Origin of the sequence: Candidatus Nucleicultrix amoebiphila FS5 (assembly GCF_002117145.1) — a bacterium.
Lineage (GTDB): Bacteria > Pseudomonadota > Alphaproteobacteria > Caedimonadales > Nucleicultricaceae > Nucleicultrix > Nucleicultrix amoebiphila.
In genome coordinates, this window is record NZ_CP008743.1 from 217,631 (window position 1) to 241,766 (window position 24,136).

A 24,136-nucleotide genomic window follows, 5' to 3' on the forward strand; every position below is an offset into this window, starting at 1 on the left:
TGTCAAGTTTTTCTCTAGTTTTTTGCCTCATAGTCTTTAGCTCTTTGTAAAAATATCTCGTATTGAGGCAAGCAATGTAGAAAATTTGTAAGGTTTTGCTATAACCACTTCGTTTCTACCATTCAGCAGGGCTGCCTTAGGAAACCCTGTCGTAAATATAATTTTCAGCGATGGGAGAAGTTTTGTCGCTTTATCGGCCAAGTCAACACCATTCAACTCTCCTGGCATAACTATGTCAGTGAATAAAAGATCTATGTTTGGTGTCTTTTTCATAATACTAAGAGCCTCTTCTCCAGATTGCGCTTCTAGCACCTTATACCCGTGTTTTTTGAGAAGATGTACGGCTACGACTCTTACGTTTTCTTCATCTTCAACGATGAGAATTGTTTCGTGTCCTTTAAAGTTGCTAAAATCAATTGCATCTTCTTCTTCGGCTGTTTCCATATTAGATTCCATTTTATGGAAATATAGAGTGACGGTCGTTCCCTCACCTACAGTACTCTCTACGTGGATCACCCCTTGAGATTGTTGAACAAACCCATAAACCATACTTAACCCTAAACCGGTCCCTTTCCCCACTTCTTTTGTAGTAAAAAAAGGTTCAAAGATTTTACTGATCATTTCTTGTGGAATTCCTTTGCCGGTATCAATAACAGAAATCGTGACATACTCACCTTTTTGCACGCGAAAACCGTTATTCCCTCTGTCTTCTTTTATAACGATATTCGACACTTGAAACGTTAACGTTCCTTTGTTATCCATAGCATCGCGTGCATTGAGAGCCAGATTGATAATGGCAGTCTCCAAAAGCGAGGGATCAACCCATATTTTCCATACGTCGTCCTCTATCATACTCCTGATCTCAATATTCACTCCAAGAACTGGCTTTAAAAGCAGTGTAATATTGGAAAAGAAGGTTTTAATATTAAGGATGGAAGGCTTAATAGGTTGTTTCTTGGCAAAAGTTAAAAGTCCTCTTGTCAATGAAGCGCCTCTAGTCACTGCATTTGCGGCCGCTTTTAACCGTTGCTTTTCGAAAGATCCTTCTGCAAACTCCGTTTGTAAAAGATCTAAATTACCCTGGATCACCATTAAAATATTATTAAAGTCATGGGCAATTCCCCCTGTTAATTGTCCCAATAAATCCATTTTTTGGAGTTGAAGATAATTTTGCTCCAATTCCTTTCTTTCTGTAACATCTTGTACGATTCCAGAAATTTCTAGAGGGACATGATTGATAGATTTCACTACGCCTGCTTCAAGTAGAATATAGCGGCTAAGACCCCCGTTATTTTTTAAGGAATATATTTCTGACAAAATAGGTTTACCGCTTCGTAAAGCAGTAAGAGATCGATGAAGATTGTTTTGATCAGAAGGTGCAATCTTTAAAAATAAATCGGAAGGAGTCTTTAGTTGGGAGTTAACCTCTAATTTTAAGATGCTTCTCACTTCCTCTGAGCACCAAATGGTATTCGTCGTCAAATCCCATGTCCAACTGCCCATTTTTGCTACTTTTTGAGCCAACATCAGATTTTTTTGAATAGATTCTAATGAACGCGTTTTAGCAATAATAATATATAAAAGATATAAGGCCCAACTTACAAAACAGGAAATCATTAAACCAAACAAAATAGTAATCTTTGTTAATGGCGTTGCAAAAATAGAAACACGGTGTTGCCTCTTTCCTATTTCAAGAAAGAAAGAAAGGTTAGGATCATGAAGAGCAAGCTTAAAACTTCTCTTTTCGAGTGCAGATGTTTGACCAGACTCAAAATTTGAATAGATAAGATTTTTACCTTCGTAAAGAGCGACATCATAATCATTGTAATTTTTTTCTAATAAATTACTATAAAGTTGCTTTAAAGTGAACGTAGCAATAACAAATCCTTGGTTTTTATTCTCTATAGTAATAGGCATGCCTATTAACAACGCTTGTTCTTCTTGAGAAATTTTTAATGAACCTAAAAATTGGGGAGCGTTAGAAAGAGTTGTCGCACTTGCAGAGAGAACATCTAACCTATTTTTTATCTCTTGAAGGTTTTCTTTCGATAAAAATGAATGAAGTGTAATGTCCAAGGTACCTTCTTTGCTCTTAATCCACGCGATATCTTCAAATCTTGGAAAACTTTCTAAAACAATTTCTATTGTATTGAGTAAAGATTGCGGCGAAATAGAAGAAACGGTCGCAACTTTTTGATTGATTTTTTGAAGAGCACTCAACGTCGTATTGATTTTATCTTCAACGAATATTCTAATAATTTTTGCATCCGTATCTATTTTCTCATGGATATATTTTTGTTCTGTAGATAATATTCCTGAGAGCAAAAGAATCGTCGTAACAAAAAAAGCAATCCCCCCTTCTAAAGAGTAATATCTAAAAACATTGAGATTTTTTGTACGCGCAACGTATTCAATATAAGCCCTTGTTCCTATAGACAGGAAAATAAGACCTAAAACAGTTGGGAGCGCCATTCCCAAATATCTATAAACAACTGTTATTCCAATCAAATAGCCCAAAAATGTGGCGAAACCTATAATAAAGACAAAGAGATTTAAAAATATAGGAAACAACAGAGAGATTTTAAATCGTTGATACCCTTGCAAAATAATTAAAGTTAAGGAAAATAGTATAAATGCAAGACAAGTTTCTGGGGCCAGACGACCAGGATATTGAGTTGCTGTCGTATTATAAGGTTCTATAAGAAGCTGATCAATTCCTAGGTTAATGTTAAAAATATATTGAGATAAAATAACCGTACTAAAGAGCCCTATCAATACTGCGCAACTAAAAGAAATATACTTCCAATTTCTGTTGAGCGCTAATAAGGCAATCCCGCTAAAAATAAATAAAAGCGCTGTATTAGTGGTCATAGCAATATAGCTAGCTTTTATCTGCATTAACAAAATGTTGTTGGTGTACCAACCAATCATTACAATGACGCCAGTGAATATAGTAAGAAGAGAAAAAGACACGCTAATAAATGGCATTCTTTTTATACCTACATTTAAGAGCCAAATTTGAATTTTTGGTTTTTATCTAAATGAGTGTTGATCCAATCCTGAAGATCTTCAACACTGAGAGCATTACTAAAATAATACCCTTGTCCTTCATCACACCCTAATTCCTTTAATTTTTTATAAACTTCAAAGGATTCAATTCCCTCTGCTACGACTTTAAGACCTAAAGCATGCGATAAATTAATAATTGCTTTCGTGATCACCAGGGATTCTGAATTAGAAAATAGGTCCAAAATAAAGCTTTTATCAATTTTTATTTCAGTAAATGGAACACGATGTAGCGTTAATAGAGAAGAATACCCAGTTCCAAAATCATCAAGAGCAATTTTAAAACCTTGAATGCGCAGCTTCGTCAAAATACTTAATTTTGAAATTGAATCTTCTGTAATGCCGTAACTTTCCGTAATTTCCAGACAAATCTCATTAGGACTGATTTTATAAGCTTTAATTTTTTCATGTAATTGCTCTAAAAACAAAGAGTCATTTAAGACAGGCAAAGAAATATTAATCGCAAGTGAATACATTTCTTCCTGTCGCCATAGCGCATAATCTTTAAAAGCGTTATCAAGCATAAAAAATGTTAATTCTTTGATAAAGCCTTCTTCTTCAGCAATCGGAATAAAAATACTAGGTGAAATAAAATCCTTGTTAAAAGGAGTCCAACGCAGAAGGGTCTCAACACCTATAAACTTTCCTGATTGAATGGAAATTTTTGGTTGATAGGCAACGAACATTTCATTTTGTTCTACAGCATTTTTAATGCTTTCAGTATCAGGAAAACGGCTATCTTTCTTTGCTTTCTCTATCAATTCAACAAAATCTTTAAGATTAAAAGGCTTGTGAAGAATCCCTGAGATAGAGAGCCCCCTCGTGTCTCCAAGGTGCTTCGCTATGTGTAGAACTTTTTCATCTTGACCACTCATAAGAATTATAGGAGTCGAACATTTTTCCAGTATAAGGAACTCTAAAAGCTCTATACCATTATGGTCTCCGAGCTTTAAATCAATGAAAATAAGATGAGGTGTAACAGTTGGATAAAGTTCTTTGAATCCAGAAGCTGTATACGTTGCATAAACCTTATAGCCCATTCTTTCAGCAGCTACTTGAAGAAGCTCTATAATTTGAAAGTCATCATCGACTATGAGAAGACTAGGGATGTGCATTGTTTTATCCCTCCCTGAATATAGCTCTTAATTATTAACTATATCGAAAAAATATAAATAATTTATTTATATCGAGAAGCATAACTCCTAAACCCAAATGAATACTCAATGATAATTATGATGTGAATCTTTCATTAGCGATCACTCCGACCATTTTTTCGATGCCAAGATCCATAGTAAAGGAGTAAAGTTAAAAGAAAATTAAGGCTGAATAAGGCTAATCTCAATTCTTTCCTTAAAAGCTCCGATGTTTTTCCTTTTGAGCGTAATCCCCCCTACTTCAGCCGTTGATTTAACATGCGTACCACCACAAGGAACCTTAGAAAAACCCTCTATTTCCCAAAAACGTCTTTGAGATTCAATATCAGAAAATCCAGTTTTAATAAGAGCATCTTTCGCAATGATGCTCTTGTATTCGTTTAATATCTCAGCAAAAATGGTTGAAATATTCTTATCGTACACAAAATCTATACGTGCTTTATCTTCCCCAATATGAGCGCCTATTTTTTCAAGAGCTAACTTACGTGTTACAAGCTCGAGCACTAATTCAGCAGCAAAATGTAAACGCATCAGTTTATATCTGCGTGGCCAATTAATCTCCATCAAGACTCCATCTCCAGGATTAAGTCCATGACCTTCTTCTAATACATAAAAAATGAGCTTATCTTCTATAACTGAATCAAGAACTGAAAGACCATTAATAAATGTTTGATCGCTCTCCTGTCCCCCTGAGAATGAAAACGCAATGGTCTCCGCTAATAAAATTTTGTTTCCTGTTACAGAAGTGACTTTTGTATTTAAAACCTTTTGATAGGGATTTTCCCAAAAAACCTTACGCATGCAGTGGATCCATTGAAGTTTGTCTTAGTAAATAGATATAATTTCTTTTCCACATCTTCTGAACAAAAATCTTTCATGATTATTATTTTCTAAAGCTCGCCGTTAATTCAATGTGACTAGACCAAAGAAATTGATCAAGGGGTGTAATTGGCCCCATCTGATAACCTCCCAAGACTAATTCACGCGCATCGCGTGCAAATGAAGCTGGATTGCAGGAGATCATTATCACTAATGGGACATTAGACTTTGCCAATACTTTACATTGACTAAAAGCGCCTACTCTTGGTGGATCGAGTACAACACAATCATAGCCACTAAGCTCTTTTTCTTTTAAAGGATTGGTAAAAAGATTGCGTTCAAATATATGAATAGGACGTTTTGAAGCTTGAATTGCTTTTCGCAGAGCTATGAGAGCTTTCGGATCCATTTCATAAGCGTCTACAGGACAAAAACGTGCCAAAGGAAGAGAGAGAGTCCCTCTTCCACAAAATAGATCTGCTGCTCTTTTACACGGAGACTTAATTTCGGCTTGAATTATTTTAGCCAAGGTTTCATCAATCAATTCACTAACCTGCAAAAAGCTATCTGCTTCAACGTCGACCATGACTTGATCAAAAGAGACTTGAGGTTGACGAAAGCAAACAACGGTTTCTTGGGTATCTTCTGATTTTATACTTAGCCTTGCAAGGTTTTGAGATCTGGCAAATTCAACGAGCATTTCTCTCTCATGGAGTTCAAGCTCACGAGGTGCTTTAAATTTAAAGATTAGGTCGAGACCAGATTGGGTGTCTGTTATTAATATTTCTGCCTTCTCTTGTTTATAAAAAAATTTCTGACAAAAGCTTTTTAAAGGCGTGATCAACGTTTCAATTGAAGGAGTAACCAAGGGACAACAGTCAATAGACACAATATCATGACTTTCACGCTTATAATATCCCAGCAACACCGTACTTTTCGTTTTATGCGCTTTCAAGCTAACCCGTCGTCGACTGTTGGGAGGAATATAAACGATAGAGTTCATTGTAATATTTTGAAAACCTTGTTGATTTAAAGCGCCTATAATTTTATTAGCCTTAAAGTCTCGATAGCTTTCCCGATCTAAGTGCTGAAGAGAGCATCCTCCACAAACAGTAAAATACGGGCATGATGGGGGGATTCGAAGAGGACTCGCTTTTATAATATCAAGAAGATTTGCTCGTGTTTGACCATGATCCACAATCTCAACACGAACTTCTTCACCTGGCAACGTATAAGGAACAGCAATCATTTTTTGATCAAGTCGTGCCACCCCATCACCATGATGGCCGAGACTTTCGATGGTGAGTATCTTTTCTACTCTATTTTTCATGCTCTTCTAAGGACATCTATTACGTTTGACCTATCTTTGCACCCATAGGAATTTTTTGTATACATAAAAAATTATTATGGTTGTTTTTGTGCATAGAATAGAAATTCTTCTTACGATCAAAAGAAAAAATCTAAAGATTTTAAGACACTGCCGATAGAGACTTTACACGTATGTTTTCTTTAAAATATCTCTCAATATCTTCTTTAATCAAAGGTTTACTAAAGTAATACCCTTGAGCCTGTTGACATTCTTGTTGCTTTAAGAAGTTAAGGTGTGTGCTCGTTTCAACTCCTTCAGCGACCACTTCTAAATCTAAGCTATTCGCCATAGAAATAATAGCTCTAATCAATACATCATCATTTCGATTTTGCCCAATGTTATGAACAAAGCTCTGATCTATCTTAAGGCGGTCAACAGGGATTTTTCTGAGATAATTTAGAGTATTAGTGCCTGTTCCAAAGTCATCGAGAGCAATTCGTATTCCATAGTTCTTTATTTCTTCAATTTTATTAATTTCATCAATATTACCAATAATAATATTTTCCGTAAGTTCTATCTCAAGATATTGTGGTTCAAGACCGGTTTCTTCAAGAATAGATTTTATAAAACTCACAAAATTAGGTTGCCTAAATTGTTGATTTGCTACGTTTACAGCTATATAAATTTTTGGATACCCTTGATCTTGCCATGCTTTATTTTGCTTGCAAGCAGTTCTCAAAACCCACTCACCAATTGGAATAATTAGTCCTGTTTCCTCAGCAAAAGGAATAAAATCAATTGGTAACATCAAACCATATTTGGGATGGTTCCAGCGAATAAGTGCTTCTACACCACTAATAACATTCGTTTCTAAATTTAATTGTGGCTGGTAGCATAAAAAGAACTCATCGTTTTGAATAGCATGCCTTAGCTCCGTTTCTCGTTCAAATCGTAATAAGCTCTGTTGATTGAGCTCTGGAGTATAAAATTGAAAATTATTTCCTCCTGATTCTTTTGCTTTATACATGGCGAGGTCTGCATTTCTCAATAAGTCTTCAACTGTAACTCCATCCTTTGGACAGACGCATATTCCGATACTAGCCGTTGTAATTATTTCTCTTTTGGCAATAACAAGAGGTTCTTTGATAATTGCTAATAATTTTCGTGCAATGCGTGCTATTTGATCACTTTTGGTAATATTTGTGAGAATTAACACGAATTCGTCACCACCCAAACGTACGAGTGTATCAGATTCTCTGGAGTTACTCTTTAAACGCTTTGAAATAATTTTGAGGAGTTCATCTCCAGCTTCATGATTCAAACTATCATTAATTAATTTAAATCGATCCAAATCAAAAAATAAAACAGCCAACTGCGTATTATTGCGTTCACATTGGGAAATTCCTTGCAATAAACGATCCATTAACAGAACACGATTAGGTAAATTTGTTAGGGCATCATGAGTGGCTTGATATTCGAGCTTCGATTCAAGATGAGCGCGACGTGTAATATCATGGAAACTCCAAACGCGCCCAATAGTTTTATCATTTAACTTATGGGGCTGGGAGTATCTCTCATAAATGTTCCCGTTTTTAAGCTTCACCACATCTATGGTAATGGCATCAGGCTTTTCTCTTAATTGTAGGAGTTTAGTATGAAATTCTTCAGGCGATTCCAGTGCATTAATCACATATTCAAGAATTATCTTATTATTTTGTGTCTCCAAGAGAGATTGGGGAAACTGCCACATCTCAATGAGTTTATTGTTGTAATCTACAATTGATTCATTTTTATCAAGGACAAGAATGGCATCCGTTGACGATTCCAACGTTGCTCGAATTAATGAAAGAGATTGTTGCAAAGAATCAGAACGTTCATCGACAGCTTTTTCTAGGTATTTAGTATAGATCCTCGATTCTTGTGTAAGTTGCCATTTTTTAGTCAAGGCACACGCAAGTTGACGTACAGCTATATTATCGAATGGTTTTTTAAGAATTAAGAGATTATCGTTTGTTCCCAATTCACGAACGGTATCTTCCCAAGTGTAATCTGAATAAGCTGAGCATATCACGATTTGGATATCTCGATCCAATTCCCAAATATGTTTAATCGTTTCTATTCCGTCCCATCCTGGAGGCATACGAATATCAACAAAAGCAAGTGAATAAGGATTTCCTTCTTTTAATGCCCTATTGATGTATTCCACGCCTTCTTGCCCTTGCGAAACTGTATCAATTTCAAATAAGGGGAGCGAAATTTTTTGGCCTGTCGTCTTTTCCTGGCTATCATCAAAAATTTGTTTCTCTAAAGAATCCAATTGAGTATTTTCACGATTTGACGTCAAAATTTTAATAAAATCGCGATGAATTTCGGGGTTATCATCAATGATTAATATTCTTAAGTGCTTTTCTTGAGCCATTTCAGAATCACTTTTTCCATGAATTCAATGGATTAATGTTTTTTAAATAATATTAGCTAGTTAGATTAATCTTTAAAGGTAAAGTAAGAGTAAAAATAGCGCCCATCCCTACTCCCTCACTATATGCAGTTAAATCACCGCCCATCTCTCTGGCTTTTAAGACTGAATTGTGTAAACCAAATCCATGCCCGTGTTTTTTGGTCGTAAATCCGAAAGTGAATAATTTAGATAAATTCTCTTTTGTGACACCCATTCCATTGTCTTGAATAACTAAGTTTACATATTGATGATCTTCAGAAGGATGGATTCCTATATATATTTCTTTTTCTTTAGGAGGAGTATTCGTATTTACGGCATCTTGCGCATTGCCAATCAAATTTACAAGGATTTGCATTAGATCTGTTTTATCTGTGTATATAAAAGGATTTTCTCTAAATTCTTTTATGAGCTTAATGCCTTTCTTATTAAAGGCGCTTCCTGTAATTTGTAGCGATGTTTCAACAATTTCCGGTAAGAAAACTTTTTCTTTAACTTGCGAAACTTTGCTAAAAGATTGCTGAGCTACAACAATTTCTTTGATATGCTTAATATGCGTCGTCAAATTTTCAACTTCTTTAACAAGGTCTGAATGATTTTTTTCCAAAAGCTCTTTAAGAGCCGAAAAATACTCAGGAATAAGCTTACCCTTAGGATCATGAGTGAAATAATCCTTAAGGTTATGTTGATTTTTCTTAACCAAATCAAGGGCAATAAAGAGTTTTTTATAATGAGGTTTCATTATACTTTCACTCAATAAATTAACTGAAACATTCGCACTATTGAGTATATTGCCGACATTGTGAAGAATTGAAGTTGCAACTTCAGCCATACCAGCGTGTTTTGCAGATACAACGAGTTGTTGATTCAATTCAAACACTTTATTTTCAGCTATTTTTCTCTTGCTAATATCCATAGAAATGCCATTTAAAACAAGATGGTTATTGGCTTTAACATGGGCAATAGATCCTTTCAGATAATACCATCCATACTTTTTATTTTTTTGAAAGATGCGCACTTCCTTTTCAAACTCAGCACCTGCTCCATGACTGAAAAGCTGATCCACTGTTTTTTCAAGAAAATCTCTGTCTTCTTCATGTATGTATTTGAGAAAATTTGCATAAGTAGGAGGAGCCTCTGAGACATCCAATCCAACCATTCTATATATTTCTTTTGACCATATAATCATATCAGCATCACGATCGTAGACCCAATATCCAAGATGAGCGATATGCTGAGCGTTCTCTAATTTTTCGTTTGTGTCGATGAGCTCTCGAGAGGAAATTTCCATAGAACGTTCTAACGTATACCGTTCTTGATCCATTTCCACGTAAACATTGTTAATTGATTTAATAAATTGGTGCCAAGATTCACTGTTTTGCGGGACATCCATGGATATTCCGATTCGATTCATTTGTCGCGAGAGTAATTTGTGCAAATCCATACTAAATCTAAGATTCAGAAAAAATTGTGAGGGTCATCGTTTGATTGTGGAGATCACAAGTTCCCATGACATGGGGAGACAATTCTCCATAAGAATAAAAACCAACTTGCTGGGAATTTTTGGGTAAGTTATTTAAGAGACTTTCTGTTTCTTCTTCTGTTCTTTCACCTAATACGAGTCGTCTCCCAACACAACTAATAGCAACAGCTAAAATAGGGCCTTTGATGTGATTATCATTGGCAAACAATCTTTGATTGGCTATTTCCCCTGCGTCACTGGCGCTCGTGATCAGCCTATCAAAATTCGCACGCATTAACTGAGCGAAATAACCATTTGGCATATCACCTGCAAATGTTAGTGATTGTTCCTTTTCATCTATAGACAGAATAGTCCTTACAAGCTGCTTAGAAGAGTCGGCATCTTCCCTAATGGCTAAAGGAAAAAGTAATCCAGAAGCGGGTAATTCAGCAGCTCTTTCGCCCAGATATTCTTTGTAAAGTTGAAGAGCTGGTTGGTTGTCTAGAGTATAGAGAACGTTATTTTTTGAGCGCGTTATGCGTCGTTCAACACCAAAGATATCCCATCCGCCTTTTGACGCATGAGCAATCTGTACTGAATTACCATACAAACCAACAGCCACTATCTGATTTTGAACAATTTTTCCTTCATAGATTGTCCAAGTACTTACAAAATTTTTACCATCAGCAGCAAGCCCGCCAGTGACTGTTACTTCTGGCTTATTGATAGTATTCAGCCCTCTCGCTAACTCTGATCCATTAACATTAAGACCATCCGAGAGAACAAAAATGCCCTTGAGATCATTCTTATCCAACTGTTTTGCAAGACTTTCTCCCGCTTTAAATGAATCAATAGATACGTCTATGGTGTATTGCGCTAATTGAAGCTTTGTTTTCTCAAAGCGTGCAATCGCAACAGACAAGCTATTGTCATTGATTTTGGCCCCTGCAATTTCACCCGCACTAGAACATCCAATGATTTTTGATTGCGGGTAATGTTTCACAAGTTCTTGAATAGGCGCAGCATTATTAACAAACTGAGGAGAGGAAAAAATCAGAATTAATGTATTTTCTGAATCTAGTTCTGGAAAAGTTTGAACAGACCAGCCCTTTTTATCTAGATATTGGATTGTCTCTAATTTCATAAAGAAGCTCTTATAATTATTATTATGTAGATTAAAACTCTTTAGTATTAAAAAATGATTAATTCTAGATGATCTATTTAAAGCGCAATTTCTCCTGTTAATTTTCTTTTCAGTTTAGTAATAAAGCGCTTCATATGAGGATCCGAATGATCAAAGGGAATATCTGTAAACTTAAACCATTGAATACTATTAAATTCCTGTTCATCAAACTCATAATGGTCTCTGTGATTTCCCTTCAAAACATACCAAAAGCTTACATCCGTATGTCCTGCAGTTAATCCAACGGTAAGTGTTGATGTGAGAAATAATGGCGTTTCTTGCCAAAACTTAGCTTCAATTTTGAGTTCTTCAAAACATTCACGTCGTACAGTCTCTTGAGGATGTTCATCCTGTTCGACATGCCCGCCAGGAGGAAGCCAAAGTTGAGATTTTTTATGATCAACCAGTAATATTTTTTCTTCATTTTCATCAAAAACAACAAAATATGAAACAAGATGTTTGGGAGGGATATCAGGTTTCTTTGTACGAAATATAGGCTTTCCGCTTTTAATCCAATTGACTGTATCCTTAATATGGTGTTGTTCTAGACCGTCAAAGGGTTGTATCTTTTGAATCATAGAGAGAATTAACTCTCGATCCGAAGTTTGCGTCATCATAGCACTCTCTAAAAATTGTTAATGAAATCTGTTACAGAAAAGCTTCTTATGTTTATACACGTAGACTTTCTGATTGACCATACGATACAAAAGAATTTCAAAAAAAATCAAACTCTAACCTTGTTTTAAAAGTTTTTCACAAGCCTTTCGGATCTGCATCTGTTGCTCATTAAAGAGTGGCTGATCGTTAAAATAAATCTCGCCATTCTCTTTTACTTTTACAGTGCCAATATCTGCGTAATTTATTAAAACGTTCTTATCTGGTTGCACCCCAATTTGAGAATATTGGTTATTCAAAACGTTCAGTTGGTTACTTTGACTATTATCTCCAATAGTAATCCCATTAGTCTGAAACTGCTCTTGCGTATTAGCTACTGTTTGTTGAAGGCTATTTGCAGCTGATTGCAAAAGTTGAACGTCATTCGCATTGAGCTTCGATTGATTGTCCGTAAGCATAGATTGCACATTTGAAAGATTCTGCTGCACTGCATCAAGAGCTTGAACATTTTGTGTAATAGCTGTCTGAGCTGACCCTATCGCATTTAAACTATCATTCTGCAATATGTTAATACGTTGCAGTATTGAAGGATCTGTTTGATACGCCGTAAATTGCTGAGTAAGAAGCGGTGCTTGGGAAGATAAAGTTTGGGTGACTGTATTAATAAGCGTCGGTGAAGTTCCCAGTTCTTGGACAAGGCTTTGAAGTTGTTGCAAACTCGTTGTCAACTGAGCTGCTGCTGTCGCTTTACTTGTAGCATCCAAATTTGCTTGAGAAAGAATATTTTGTGCTGCCGAAAGACTCTCCGATGTATTTAACAAATTTGAATTTATTTGGTTTGCTGTATTTGCAAGCTGGTTGGTTGCCTGGGTAATCGCATTACGTGATTGAGTCAAAGTTTCTAGAGAGGCTGCAGTTTTAGTGGGCGTTGGTCTTAAATATTTTGTCACATCGAGTCGAATTGGGATGGTTATCTCTTTTGGAGGCCTAATTTTAATTCCCCCAGAGAGCTCTGCGGATTCAACTTTGTTACCATCGACATCTACCCCTTCTTTATAGGCTACATCTTCTTGAGGCAAGGCATCAATGACGAGTTCATTGCAAAGATCTTTTGTGAGTTTAAGAGGAATTGTAACCTTTTCGGACGCCTCTTTCGACACTGCAGCGATATTAATCGCGCTCAGAAAAATAAGAGTTAATATATATTTTATCTGCTTCAAACAAGGACTCTCTTTCTAAAAATTAAGTTGCTTAGACCAACCACGATCCAAGCAACCAACAACTCAGGAAAAATTTTATTGTATTACACAACTTCCCTTTTTTTCGTTTTTCTTGGTAACAACAGTTGTTGAAATAATTTCATGATCTAAGTCAAGCATTCCTTGGATAGTATGAATTTCAATTTTATCTCCATGCTCTATTTCTTTTTTTGCAACCACATCGTCTTTAACAGTTACGTTAAGAAATTGACGCATCTTCATCTACAATTATTATTTAGTAATTTTATCAATAAGTTGCTGATTGAAGCAGTCATAGGTTACTATTTGGTTAAAATTTTTACCGCAAGGGGGTTTTAAATCAACTTGTTGAGCGCTAATGAGCCGTATATCCCCCATCAACAACGAGCTCTGAACCTGTCATGTAAGATGAGTCATCAGATGCCAACATTAGGACTGGACGGGCAATTTCGCTGGCATGGGCTGGGCGTGCCATAATTGTACTCGCTAGGATTTGTTTGGTATGTTCAGTATCCTTAATAAGGTCTGCAGTCATCGGGGTATCCACAAGACCTGGATGCACCGAGTTCACGCGAATATTATATTTAGCAAGATCTACAGCAGCTGCTTTACTCAGCTCTCGCACAGCCCCTTTCGAGGCTTCATAGGCTGCAGCAGCAGGAGCGCCAATAATACCATAGATCGAAGAAATATTAATAATAGATCCGCCCCCCGCTTTTTGCATTGCAGGCACAATATATTTACACCCTAGAAAAACTCCCCGTGCATTGACACGAAAAATTTTTTCCCATTCATCACTCGTTGTTTCATCAATAGTTTTAAAAAGAAGAATACCTGCATTGTTTACCAAGACATCCACTTTGCCATAAGTCTCTAGCGCAAATGAGATAGATTTTTTCCAATCATCTTCATTCCCAACGTCTATCTTCACAAAACTTGCGTGATGACCAGCTTTAATAATGTCATGAGTGGTGAGCTGTCCTGCTTTTTCATTAATGTCAGCAACAATAATTTTTGCTCCTTCTGAAGCAAAAAGTATAGCTTCTTCTCTGCCCATCCCCATACCTGCACCAGTTATTAATGCTACCTTGCCTGCAAGCCTACCCATGCCTATTCTCCACAGATGAATGTACGTAGGCTATAAGTATAGGATAAAATTTAATAAATCTTAAAAAAGTCATTAATTTTCAGATACTAACACAAAACAATAGGTATGTACTGATGCGTACAGATTAGATTAACCGTGGACATAAGTACTAGCATCTTTGACTTCCATATCTTCTTTTATTTTCTTCGTTTTAGGTAATTTAAAAGTCAACAAGCCTGAGAGTAAAATTATAATAGGCAGAATCATAAAAGCAGTAGTTAATTCATCTGTACCATAAGAACGAGCGCCATCGATTCCATAGTTACCCTGCCATTTATAATCTAAATACCAGCCTATGATTTGTTGGATCATTGCACCTCCAAGCATATTGAGCGTATTCACTACACCAAGTGCAAGACCTGAATCTTTAGCTGATGTATATTGTGCAGCACCTGCAAAGCATACCATTTCAGCACCACACAAAATACCAATCAAAGTTAGCAAGATAACCAATCCAGTGATTGATAAAAGATCAGTATAAAGCAAAATGATAAGGGCTAAAAATAACCCTATTGCAGAAACAAGAATACTTCCTTTTAAGACGTGCCATTTCAAACTTATCCAAGGCAACAAAAGACTTCCAATGGTTAATCCGCCATACATAGAAAGAGTAATTTGAGCTGCTTCTGCGCGTGCAAGAGAAAATTTTTGCATTAAAAAGGCAGTTCCCCAGAGATCTGCAATGACACAAAGCGGTGTGTAAACACTGATAGCAATAAGAGAGTAAAGGACTATTTCTCTTTTTTTTAATACTGCACCGATTCCTCTTGTTAAATCCATAAGAGAATTGCTTTTCACTCCTTCTCTATAGCGCCAGCTTGGTACAAAAATCATCACTATTAACAGTAAAAAGAGTCCCAAAACGACACATAGAAATAAACTATTCTTCCATCCAAATCCGTCAATCAATTTAACCAAGACTTTTCCAGAAAGTAACGCCCCTATTGTTCCTAGAGAAAGCGTTGCGCCCATGAGCAATCCTCGCATTTTTAAAGGCACATGATCTGATACTATTTTAAGAGCGCAGATAAATGCAGGTGCCGAACCAATCCCTATTAAAAACCGCGCAAATTGAAGCATCCATACATGTGTTGAAAAAGCAAAAAGTAACGTGCCCAAAAGACAGAGAAAAATTGAAAAGGCTATCACCTTCTTGACGCCAATTCGATCTAGGATAAATCCCAAAGGGACTTGCAAAAACGAATAAGCATAGAGGTAAATAGCTCCAAGAGACGAAAACTGTTCAGCCGTTAATTTAAAAATCTCTCGAAGTTCCACGACCATGATCCCTGGTGAAACCCTTAGAATATACTGATATAGATAGAACAAAGAGATGATAAACCAAGCAAGGTAGTATGTGGTACGTGTATTAGCATTAAGTTTTAGAGTTTTCATAAAAACAAATCCTACAATTCAAATAAACACTCTACCTTGAAAATTACGCATAGGACTCGATAGATAGAAAAAACCAGCCCTACGAGATTCTAGGTCGTGCTGATTTAATAAATAGTTTTTGTTGAATGAGATATAATTTCATGCTTAAGTAGTTATGGGATGTCTTGCACGAATTGTCAATGATTGTTCTACTATCTGTTAAAATCAATATTATTTTTTCTCTTTCTATTGACAAAATAACTTTTCATCACCATATATCATAAAGTTATTCCCCAGTTCTTCTCCCTCCTACCGAGCTTCTTTGCCTTTTTCTTTTACATTCAATTAATCCTATTTTCCCCCCTCTTAATTTTTATTTGTTTTTCCAATATTAAAATAAGGAGCACCTCCATGGCGAAAATTCTCTTGCCATTTATATGTATTTTATCTCTTGTTGTGTGTGCTAGCGAAGTTGATATATCAGTCCCTGGTTTTCCTGAAATGTCTCATTATTTCGGAGTAAATGATGGGACTATCCAACTTACGATAGCCTATAATTTTATTGGATTCTGTCTTGCTAGCCTTTTTTATGGGCCATTATCGGAAGCCTTTGGGCGCAGGCCAATAATGATCATTGGCAATACACTTTTATTGATAGGCTCAATTGCTTGCGTGATCTCTCCCAATATTCCATTTCTTTTATGTGCACGATTTGTGCAAGGAATCGGAGCAAGTACTTCGGCGGTACTTGTATTTGCAATTATTGCAGATGTCTACCAAGGGAAACAATCTATAAAAATCATCTCTATTATGAATGCAGTTTTAACGATTATTATAACTATAGCCCCAATCGTTGGAGGCTTTATCACTGAAATCGTTGGATGGCGTGGTAATTACGGTATCGTGGCGATTATTGCTTGTCTGTCTTGGGGAAGTATTATCTTAAAACTACCTGAAACGATAACATCTTGTAGAACCGTTATTTTGAAACCTGTCGTGAAAGATTACGTAAAGCTTTTCACCGATGGAAAATTTTTATGTGTTTCGATAATCCCAAGCATACTTTATGCCTGCTATCTGACTTTTATTACAGCGGCTCCATTTTTATACCAAGACACATTTAAGATGACTCTTAGACTTTATGTAGCACATCAAGGAATTATCGTATTTTCTTTTGCTATTATCAGCATTTTTGCTCCAAAGATTACATCAAATTTGGGTTCGCACTTTGTTACAATTTTGGGGTTATCCCTCACTTTTGTAGGAGGGTTAGCAATGTGGTTAAGTGTTTCTATTTCGGCAAACACTCCAAATTTCATCACATTCACAATGACTATTTTTTCAATAGGTTTTGCTCTGTGTTATCCAGTGATATTTTCTTCTTCACTTGAAATATTTCCAGAGATAAAAGGGACAGCCTCCTCTGCCATTATGTCCATGCGGGCGCTCATATGCTCAGCATTGATAAGCATTTCTGGATATTTTTATAATGATCATATTTTCAGTATTGGACTTTTAATTTTTATTGGAAGTTGCATAGGAGTTATCCTTTATGCAATATGGAAAAAATTTCTAAGACATTGACTAAAATTATTTTTTAAGTCTTTTTAAGAGAGCACCTCTTTCACAAAGGAACTAAAATGAATATTATTCAAAAATCACGTATCGTATTTTTAACCTTCATTTCTTTAATAACTTTCTCCTATGGCACTGCAACTGCCACGGAGGAATATTGGCAAGATGAAAGCACAAAAATAACCTTTGGCAAAGTGGTTGAAACTACTGGACAATTTAAAGCTGCCATGAAAGGAGAGCATCCAGAACAAGGAAAAAAGGCAAAGCCAATTGAACTGGAAGCCAATTTTCTTGGATATGAGTGTGATGACAAAAGTAAGACTTCTAGAAAGAAGTACGCATTATCCGCATTTACCGGAGCAGATTTCGTTGAAGTGGATCCTTCTTATGTTTCAATAGCAACAACATCTTATAAAGAACTTTCTAAACAAGAGCGTCCTGAATCAGATCTTGTGAATCAGTGGGTTCAGGTTATGCGCTATACAACGTACGAACGTCCCGATGGTAAGGAATTTATTGAGGTCACGGGTCCTTTACATTTTCAAATGCGCGAAAAAAAAACAAGTATTATAAAATCTGATCTACGCGTTTGCGTTAACGAAAAGTCGCAATTATGCAAATTTCAATGGGTTACGCGACACTTTATAAATTATTACGATGTTCAAGAGACTAAAATATCTATTTGGACAAAACCAAGTCAAGACAATGAAGATGGCAAAGAGTTAGTTTCGGAAGAAGTAAAAACAGAACGCGTTTTAAAACGTTCTAATGCTCAGGAACATAAATGTGGAGAAGAAACGCTCTAGACAAATGGCCTGCTTCACAATATATAGTTAAAAAAATAAAAAATACGCAGGAAATTTATAATGCGCCTGTTAAAGAAAATTATAATTGCGGGATGTATCCTATTCGCCTCTTCCTCCATCAAAGCAAAGAGTGCCCAAGAAATGTCTGAATTTCCTACTCTTACTATTTTACAACATGACCTTGTTGATCATAAAATGACTCTTTTGCGTAAAAAGGAAACAAAGCCTCACGAATTTGGTCAGCTCTTACGTGAGATTGCTCTTCTTATTGGTTATGAAATAACACGTTCTCTTGATACAAAACAAATTTCAATTGAAACACCTATGAGCAAAACGATAGGGCGTGTTGTCGATGAAAGCCAGATAGTGATAGTGCCCATTTTACGAGCAGGACTTGGAATGGCTGAAGGTTTACATAAGCTCCTTCCTGCAGCAAGTTTTGGACATATAGGATTGTATCGTCATCATGAAACTAAAAAGCCCGTAGAGTATCTTTTTAAAATCCCACCAGTTAAAAATCAGCTTTTTATCGTTGTGGATCCAATGCTTGCTACGGGTAATTCTGCAGTCTATGGCGTTGATAAACTTATAAAAGCAGGAGTCCCAGCAGAGAGAATTCGTTTTATGGCCCTTTTGGTCGCACCGGAAGGAATGCGTACGTTTCAAAAAGCACATCCAACGATTCCTGTATATGCAGCAGCTTTAGACGATAAACTCGATAAGAATGCTTATATCATCCCAGGCTTAGGAGACGCAGGTGATCGTCTTTACGGCACTGAATAAGCTTATAAATTTGGCGTTGCTGATTCAATCATTATCCCCCAGATGAATCCAAGCGATGTACAGTTCCTTCGGGAAGATTAACCGTCGTGACTGTTGTAACGATGTTCCTGTCTTGGCGAGTAATATAGTTACTGGTCAATATGACGGCGCCTTGACAGCTGACAGAATAGGTTATGCGAAATTTATAAGTAACGAGTTGATCTTCTCTCCCTCCCCCAGCATTGTCTTCACTTTTTTGGCCAATTCTATCAACCTTTGCACATTGAGGCGAATCTATTTTGGGCTCAACTTGAGAAGTATGTTCAACTTCAATTTTTTGTAGGTCCCTAATGCTATTAACTTCTGAAGTGAAAAAGAGCATAGGAAGAAATACAACAAGTCTGTTGATATTAACTTTTATAGGATTCTTCATAGTCATATGTTAATTATCTTTGTATATAGTTAATGGTCAGTTAACGAATGAAGCAGATAACATGAAGAATACCCCTGCTCTCTCTATAGGCCTTATGAGCGGTACATCAATGGATGGAATTGATGCCGCTCTCATTGAAACTGATGGTAATTTTCACATCAAAGAGCTGACGCATCTCTCTTTTTCTTACCCACGAGAAGTTCATTTTATATTAAAAGCTGCAGAATATGCTGTTCATAAACATTCAGGTAATTTAAAGAATTTGGATCAACTTCCCCTAAATTCTTACTTTCTTTCTTATCTGACTGATCGTCTGGCATTAGAAATAGAGGAGTCACAACTCCTCTTAAAGGAGGCAGAATACTATCTAAATGCAACAGCAAACTGCGCATTTACCATTCAAGGTATAGAACTGCATTCCACTCAGCTCCATGCACAAGCAGTTCAAAAGCTCTTGGATTGCACAAATTATCCACACGAGGCTATTGATGTTGTTGGGTATCATGGTCAAACGCTTTTTCACCATCCTGCAAATCACACGAGTATCCAGATAGGATCTGGGCAATTATTAGCTAATTTAACTAATATTTCTGTGGTCAATGATTTCCGTCGTCAGGACGTTGAAGCTGGGGGACAAGGAGCTCCTTTTGCGCCTCTCTTTCATCAAGCACTTGCTGCTCGAGATAATCTCTTCCCCCTTGCTGTTATTAATTGTGGCGGAATTGCTAATCTCTCCCTTATCATGGGTCCTTCTCCTTCAGATGTTCTTGGTTTCGATACAGGCCCAGGAAATGGATTGATTGATCTTTTTGTAAAACAACGCACGCGATCACAAGAATTGATGGATATGGATGGTCGATATGGCGTAAAGGGCAATGTACAACAAATTGTTCTTGATCAGCTTTACTCTCATTCGATTCTGGTCGAGGGAATGAATTATTTTGATTTGCCGCCTCCAAAATCTTTGGACATCAACGAGATGCGTCTTATTCCAGAGCTTGACACGTTAAGTCTTCAAGATGGGTGCGCAACATTAGAAGCCTTTACTGCTGATTCTATTGTTCAAGGTCTTTGTCAAATAGACCCTCCCAAGTTTTTACAGATTGTATTAGCTGGTGGAGGATGGAATAATCCTATTATTCTAAAAGAGTTAAAATCACGAGTTCACAAACATTTAGGATTGGAAACAGTCATCAAAACGGCCGATCAAATTGGCTGGAAAAGTCAAGCTTTGGAAGCACAAATTTTTGCTTATCTCGCCGTCAGAAGTCAACGAAAACTTCCAATTAGTTATCCTAATATTACACGTGTTCCAAAGCCATTGACAGGAGGAACGCTCTCTCTTCCTAATAAAACCTCAGCGATGCATCTTTAAAGAGTCATTGATGAGTGTTTCCACAACACTGGGATCAGTAAGTGTCGACGTATCGCCAAGAGAATCAAATTCCTTAGCCGCTATTTTTCTTAAAATACGACGCATAATCTTTCCAGACCGAGTCCTTGGCAGATTGGACGCCCATTGAATAATATCAGGTTTAGCGATAGATCCAATTTCTTTACGCACTATGTCAATCAATTCTCTCATTAAAAGATCAGAGGGTTCAGCATGCGCCACAAGCAGAACATACGCGTAGATCCCCTGCCCCTTAATCTCATGAGGATATCCAACAACAGCACTTTCAGCAACGAGAGGATGAGAGTCCAATGCACTTTCTATTTCAGCGGTACCCAATCGATGACCGGAAACATTGATCACATCGTCAACACGCCCAGTGATCCAATAGTAACCATCACGATCACGTTTTGCGCCATCTCCAGTGGTATACATTCCCTTAAAAGTTGTGAAATAAGTTTTGATAAAGCGCTCATGATCACCAAAAACCGATCGCATAATCCCAGGCCATGAATCAAGGATTACGAGATTTCCCTCTGCTTCACCTTCAAGTAGTTTGCCATCGTTATCCACAATGCCTGGACGTATTCCAAAAAAGGGAAAAGTTGCGGATCCTGGTTTTAAATCAATAGCGCCTGGCAGGGGGGTAATTAAGATGCCCCCCGTTTCAGTTTGCCACCAAGTATCTACAATAGGACATTGCGCATTACCAACAATTGAATAATACCATTGCCAGGCTTCAGGATTAATAGGCTCTCCCACAGTTCCTAAGATTCGCAATGATGCGCGACTTGTTTTTAAAACAGGTTCATTTCCTTCTCTCATTAAGGCTCTAATGGCTGTCGGAGCAGTATAGAAAATGTTTACTTTATGCTTATCAATGACTTGCCAGAACCGTGAATAATCAGGATAGTTAGGAATTCCTTCAAACAATACAACTGTAGCACCATTACATAGAGGACCATAAATACTATAGGTGTGACCTGTCACCCATCCAATATCTGCTGTACACCAATAAACTTCTCCAGGTTTATAATCAAAGATATAGCGGTGGGTAATAGCAGAAAAAACAAGATACCCCCCAGTTGTATGAAGAACCCCCTTTGGCTTTCCCGTAGAACCCGAAGTATAGAGAATAAAGAGTGGGTCTTCCGCTCCCATTTCTTCAGGCTCACACTTTAAGTCAGCTTTAGACATGAGATCATGATACCAAATATCACGTCCGGCCTTCATATTCACAGAAGCACCTGTATTCTGAATGATAATCACTTTTTCAACCGAATGAATATCCTTATGGGTCAGGGCTTTATCAACATTCTCTTTCAAGGGAATTGTTTTTCCACCACGCCGGCCTTCATCTGAAGTAATGATAATGTTTGAACCACAATCGATTATTCGTCCAGCCAATGATTCTGGAGAAAAGCCACCAAATACTACTGAATGAATCGCTCCAATTCTAGTGCACGCTAACATAACCACAACAGCCTCTGGGATCATTGGAAGATATATGGTTACTCGATCGCCGCGCTTTATTCCTTGAGATTTCAAGACATTGGAAAATCGACAAACTTCTTTATAAAGATCGTTATAAGTTAATTTTTTAGAGGGCTGTGTCGGTTCATCAGGTTCCCAAATAATTGCTACTTGGTCGCCTAAAGAAGCTAAATTTCTATCTAAACAGTTTACTGATACGTTCAGTGTGCCATCTTCGAACCACCGAATTCGAAAATCATCAAAAGCAAAAGAGCTATTTTTAACTTTGGTAAATGGTTTGATCCAATCAATACATTTGGCTTGCTCGCGCCAAAAGCCTTCTGGATCGTCTATGGATTGTTGATAGAGGCTTTGATATTGATTTCTCTTAATCCATGCAGATTTTTCTATATTCTGTTTGATTGCATACTGTTCAGAATGATTCATGCCTGTTCCTGTTATATTTGTTTTAAGAAGCATTGTGTGCGGAATCAAAGATTTGTCAACACACTGAAATCAAAATCATTGCAATTCTCTATAGAGTGATGGAAGAAATATCAAAGCTGTCTAATGACTCAAAATAAAACATTTACAGTGTCTACTTATTACCAATATAATAATTCTATAAAAAATATCCAATTATATAATTCATAAAATTTTAACGAATTAATGGCTAATATTGTTATATATTTACATTAATTATCATTGGGGATTACTATGAATATAATCTATTTTATTTATTTTGTTTTATTATTTTCTAACAGTTTCCAGTGTCACGCTGCTGATCCTGCCACAGAGCCTCCCCATAAACAACCAGAACTCTCTACGCTCAAGAAAGATCCTCTTACGGTAAAACCTGCCTCTCCAGATATTGTTGCCTTAAATGTTAATAAACTTATAAAAACACGTGCATGTGAAGGATGTGATTTACATGGGGCGAATCTCAAAAAGTTGCAATTAGGAGATACAAATTTAAAGAAAGCTAACCTTGAAAAAGCTAATTTTACAGGAAGTATGTTAGGAGGAGCAGATCTTTCAGAAGCAAATGCAGCGGAGGCGACCTTTAGTCAAGCAAATCTTCAAGCAGCTAAATTGATAAAAACAAATCTCAGAAAAGCCTATTTTCTTGGCAGCCGACTTGAATCGACAAAGTTTGATAGTGCTATTTTAGTAGAAGCAAAGTTTATAAGCATCCTGCCTGAAGACTTAGTAAACACTGTTTTCGATAATGCAAATATGACTGGTGCTTCGCTTGAAGGTTTAAATTTGGTGAAAGCTTCTTTAAAAGGAGCGAATGTTGAAAGAGCATTCTTTCATGGCTCAAAAATAAGTGCCCTAGAAGCGAATGATCTCGTTAACCTGGATAAAGCTAATGCGTGTGGGCTCTATATTAAACCATTAAAAGTTCAGAATTTCGTTGATGTTGAAGGCCTTGATGATCTCAGTCAAGCTACAGGCTTAACCCAACAAGCCTATAAAATGTTAGAAAGTGCTCTTCAGTACTGCAGCATTTGGCGAAAAAAATAGCTCACTATTCTGAGCTGAAATTTTAAAGGAGCGATAAAAGCATCGCTCCTTTAGTTGTATACAAATAATTTTAATAGGGTGCTCCGAACATGGGGATGTAATCATCATCAACTTTTTTAGACTGATCTTTTGTTTTCTTTTGTTTTTTTGACTGTTCCTTTTTCGTTGCATTCAGCACATCGTTATGAGAAGAAAATGCGTAGGATGAAGCAGACGAAACTGAAAAAATAATCATCAAAACAAATAGGGCTGAATATTTTAACATTTTTCCCTCCATGTAATCGTTATATTAAATAATAATAACGTTTAAATTTTAAAAAGAAGTTAACCTAATTAATACGTTGC

At 36.6% G+C, this 24,136-nt stretch carries 20 protein-coding genes; 5 read left to right on the forward strand and 15 right to left on the reverse strand.

The features are described from left to right. Window positions 1–36: 36 nt before the first annotated feature. From GQ61_RS01015 to GQ61_RS01070, 12 genes are all read right to left on the reverse strand, one after another. Complete coding sequence (locus GQ61_RS01015; protein WP_085783522.1) at window positions 37–2,988, reverse strand: ATP-binding protein; 2,952 nt, start codon at window positions 2,986–2,988, stop codon at window positions 37–39. A gap of 17 nt (window positions 2,989–3,005) precedes the next feature. Beyond that, window positions 3,006–4,181 (reverse strand): EAL domain-containing response regulator, encoded by a 1,176-nt coding sequence (locus GQ61_RS01020; protein ID WP_085783523.1) that lies wholly within the window; start codon window positions 4,179–4,181, stop codon window positions 3,006–3,008. 201 nt (window positions 4,182–4,382) lie between these two features. Continuing rightward, window positions 4,383–5,021 carry an alanyl-tRNA editing protein gene (locus tag GQ61_RS01025; protein ID WP_085783524.1) on the reverse strand — a complete coding sequence of 213 codons (639 nt, stop codon included), beginning with the start codon at window positions 5,019–5,021 and terminating at the stop codon, window positions 4,383–4,385. 82 nt (window positions 5,022–5,103) lie between these two features. Next, window positions 5,104–6,369 carry a class I SAM-dependent RNA methyltransferase gene (locus tag GQ61_RS01030; protein ID WP_085783525.1) on the reverse strand — a complete coding sequence of 422 codons (1,266 nt, stop codon included), beginning with the start codon at window positions 6,367–6,369 and terminating at the stop codon, window positions 5,104–5,106. Between the two features lie 139 nt (window positions 6,370–6,508). After that, on the reverse strand, window positions 6,509–8,767 hold the full coding sequence (locus GQ61_RS01035) for an EAL domain-containing protein (protein WP_085783526.1): 2,259 nt from the start codon (window positions 8,765–8,767) through the stop codon (window positions 6,509–6,511). Window positions 8,768–8,819: 52 nt separating this feature from the next. Beyond that, window positions 8,820–10,247 (reverse strand): PAS domain-containing sensor histidine kinase, encoded by a 1,428-nt coding sequence (locus tag GQ61_RS01040; protein WP_085783527.1) that lies wholly within the window; start codon window positions 10,245–10,247, stop codon window positions 8,820–8,822. Window positions 10,248–10,254: 7 nt separating this feature from the next. After that, the gene (locus GQ61_RS01045) at window positions 10,255–11,409 is read right to left on the reverse strand and encodes an FIST signal transduction protein (protein ID WP_085783528.1); all 1,155 of its coding nucleotides are present in this window, start codon (window positions 11,407–11,409) and stop codon (window positions 10,255–10,257) included. A 77-nt stretch (window positions 11,410–11,486) separates the two neighbouring features. Further along, entirely contained in the window at window positions 11,487–12,065 is a 579-nt protein-coding gene (locus GQ61_RS01050; protein ID WP_232317325.1) for an NUDIX hydrolase, read from the reverse strand. A gap of 114 nt (window positions 12,066–12,179) precedes the next feature. Beyond that, window positions 12,180–13,283: a hypothetical protein gene (locus tag GQ61_RS01055; RefSeq protein ID WP_085783529.1), complete on the reverse strand. Its 1,104-nt coding sequence runs from the start codon at window positions 13,281–13,283 to the stop codon at window positions 12,180–12,182. A 75-nt stretch (window positions 13,284–13,358) separates the two neighbouring features. Next, window positions 13,359–13,538, reverse strand: coding sequence for a hypothetical protein (locus GQ61_RS01060; RefSeq protein WP_085783530.1), 180 nt, complete (start codon window positions 13,536–13,538; stop codon window positions 13,359–13,361). A gap of 118 nt (window positions 13,539–13,656) precedes the next feature. Beyond that, window positions 13,657–14,409: a glucose 1-dehydrogenase gene (locus GQ61_RS01065; RefSeq protein WP_085783531.1), complete on the reverse strand. Its 753-nt coding sequence runs from the start codon at window positions 14,407–14,409 to the stop codon at window positions 13,657–13,659. 129 nt (window positions 14,410–14,538) lie between these two features. Next, the gene (locus tag GQ61_RS01070; protein ID WP_085783532.1) at window positions 14,539–15,843 is read right to left on the reverse strand and encodes an MFS transporter; all 1,305 of its coding nucleotides are present in this window, start codon (window positions 15,841–15,843) and stop codon (window positions 14,539–14,541) included. A 390-nt stretch (window positions 15,844–16,233) separates the two neighbouring features. On the opposite strand from GQ61_RS01070, the gene GQ61_RS01075 reads away from it, so the two are divergent. Genes GQ61_RS01075 through upp form a run of 3 tightly spaced genes read left to right on the forward strand, consistent with a single transcriptional unit; the run spans window position 16,234 to window position 18,986 of the window. Then, window positions 16,234–17,406, forward strand: a complete 1,173-nt coding sequence (locus GQ61_RS01075; protein WP_198157356.1) for a multidrug effflux MFS transporter — start codon at window positions 16,234–16,236, stop codon at window positions 17,404–17,406. Window positions 17,407–17,462: 56 nt separating this feature from the next. After that, complete coding sequence (locus GQ61_RS01080) at window positions 17,463–18,203, forward strand: hypothetical protein (protein ID WP_085783533.1); 741 nt, start codon at window positions 17,463–17,465, stop codon at window positions 18,201–18,203. A gap of 60 nt (window positions 18,204–18,263) precedes the next feature. Beyond that, window positions 18,264–18,986, forward strand: a complete 723-nt coding sequence (gene upp, locus GQ61_RS01085; RefSeq protein ID WP_320408933.1) for a uracil phosphoribosyltransferase — start codon at window positions 18,264–18,266, stop codon at window positions 18,984–18,986. A 31-nt stretch (window positions 18,987–19,017) separates the two neighbouring features. Here the strand turns inward: upp and GQ61_RS01090 are convergent, their stop codons facing one another. Beyond that, on the reverse strand, window positions 19,018–19,404 hold the full coding sequence (locus GQ61_RS01090) for a hypothetical protein (RefSeq protein WP_085783534.1): 387 nt from the start codon (window positions 19,402–19,404) through the stop codon (window positions 19,018–19,020). A gap of 55 nt (window positions 19,405–19,459) precedes the next feature. Here GQ61_RS01090 and GQ61_RS09210 point away from each other — a divergent pair, with 55 nt between their 5' ends. Continuing rightward, window positions 19,460–20,773: an anhydro-N-acetylmuramic acid kinase gene (locus tag GQ61_RS09210; protein ID WP_198157357.1), complete on the forward strand. Its 1,314-nt coding sequence runs from the start codon at window positions 19,460–19,462 to the stop codon at window positions 20,771–20,773. Here the strand turns inward: GQ61_RS09210 and acs are convergent. Beyond that, on the reverse strand, window positions 20,756–22,711 hold the full coding sequence (gene acs / locus GQ61_RS01100; RefSeq protein ID WP_085783536.1) for an acetate--CoA ligase: 1,956 nt from the start codon (window positions 22,709–22,711) through the stop codon (window positions 20,756–20,758). The two genes, GQ61_RS09210 and acs, sit on opposite strands and share 18 nt — an antisense overlap. A 270-nt stretch (window positions 22,712–22,981) precedes the next feature. Between acs and GQ61_RS01105 the strand changes: the two genes are divergently transcribed. Next, a complete protein-coding gene (locus tag GQ61_RS01105) occupies window positions 22,982–23,791 on the forward strand; it encodes a pentapeptide repeat-containing protein (protein ID WP_085783537.1) in 810 nt (269 codons plus the stop codon). A 70-nt stretch (window positions 23,792–23,861) separates the two neighbouring features. On the opposite strand, the gene GQ61_RS01110 is transcribed toward GQ61_RS01105, so the two are convergent. After that, entirely contained in the window at window positions 23,862–24,056 is a 195-nt protein-coding gene (locus GQ61_RS01110; protein WP_085783538.1) for a hypothetical protein, read from the reverse strand. Window positions 24,057–24,136: the final 80 nt, after the last annotated feature.